This window comes from Schaalia cardiffensis (assembly GCF_016405145.1).
In the GTDB taxonomy this organism is placed as follows: domain Bacteria; phylum Actinomycetota; class Actinomycetes; order Actinomycetales; family Actinomycetaceae; genus Pauljensenia; species Pauljensenia cardiffensis.
The window spans coordinates 1-1,373 of the sequence record NZ_JAEKIA010000031.1 but is presented as its reverse complement, the minus strand read 5'-3'; the positions used below and the strand labels follow the sequence as shown (position 1 = coordinate 1,373).

1 protein-coding gene is annotated in these 1,373 nt (G+C 68.7%); it reads left to right on the top strand.

Going from position 1 to position 1,373, the window contains the following annotated elements; all coding sequences use genetic code 11:
• Positions 1–141: 141 nt before the first annotated feature.
• Positions 142–1,350 (top strand): IS110 family RNA-guided transposase, encoded by a 1,209-nt coding sequence (locus JFX23_RS09235; protein WP_198776647.1) that lies wholly within the window; start codon positions 142–144, stop codon positions 1,348–1,350.
• Positions 1,351–1,373: the final 23 nt, after the last annotated feature.

The window sequence follows — 1,373 nt, the reverse complement described above, 5'->3', positions numbered from 1 at the left end:
GGGGGGTGTTGTCACCGGCCGCCGCGGGGCTGCTGCTCACCGCTGATCAGGGGAACGACCCGCTCGAGGTCTTTCGTAACGTGGGTGCGGGATCGGCGGCTCAAGGCTGGCCCGATCTCCTACGAGACGAGGGAGCGGCACGTGCAGACCTCCAGCATTGACGTGTTCATCGGCATCGACGTGGGTAAGTCCGACCACTGGGCCACCGCCCTGGACCGGGACGGTAATCGCCTGTTCGACAAGGCCTTGCCCAACGACGAGACCAGACTGCGAGACCTCTACGAGCGGCTGGCCCGGCACGGGCGGGTGCTGGTGGTCGTGGACCAGCCCGCCACCATCGGAGCGCTGGCTGTTGCCGTGGCCCAGGACATGGGCATCCCCGTGGGCTACCTGCCTGGCCTGTCGATGCGGCGCATCGCGGACCTGACCCCGGGCAACGCTAAGACCGATGCCCGTGACGCCTCGGTCATCGCCCAGGCCGGCCGCACCATGCCGCACACGCTGCGGGCCATCAACGGCTCGGACCAGGACGCAGCCGCCCTGTCCATGCTCACGGGCTTCGACCTGGACCTGGCCCGCCAGGTCAACCAGACCTCGAACCGGATCCGGGGCCTGTACACCCAGATCCACCCCGCCCTGGAGAAGGTCCTGGGTCCACGGCTGGAGCACGACGCCGTCCTTGAGGTCATCGCCTCGTGGCCCGTCCCCACCGCCCTGCGAAAGGCCGGGCGGGTACGAGTGGCCGCTAAGCTCAAGGCCCACGGCGCCCGCCGCCACGAGGCCTGGGCCGGCGAGATCATCAGCGCGCTGGAGGCCCAGAACGTCGTGGTCATCGGCACCGACGCCGCCGGAATCGTCCTGCCCCACCTGGCCCGCCAACTCATCGCCCTGCACGCCCAACGCCGTGACGTCGCTGCCAAGGTCGAGGCCCTGGTGGAGGCCCACCCTCTTTACCAGGTCCTGACCTCCATGCCCGGCATCGGGGTCAGGACCGCCGCCGTTTTCATCGCCGAGACCCTCGGACGGTCCTTCGACACCGGAGCGCACCTGGCCTCCTACGCCGGGCTCACACCCGTCACCCGACGCTCCGGCTCCTCGATCCGCAGCGAGTACACCTCCCACGCGGGCAACAAGAGGCTCAAACGGGCCATGTTCCTTTCAGCCTTCGCCTCACTACGCTCAGACCCCGCCTCCCGGGCGTACTACGACCGCAAGATCGCCCAGGGCAAGCGCCACAACCAGGCCGTCATCGCCCTAGCCCACCGCCGCATCCTCACCCTACACGCCATGATCCGAAACGCCACCCTCTACAACCCCCAACCCACCCACCAACTACCAACCGTCGCTTGACACACCACATAGGGGCACCCCCC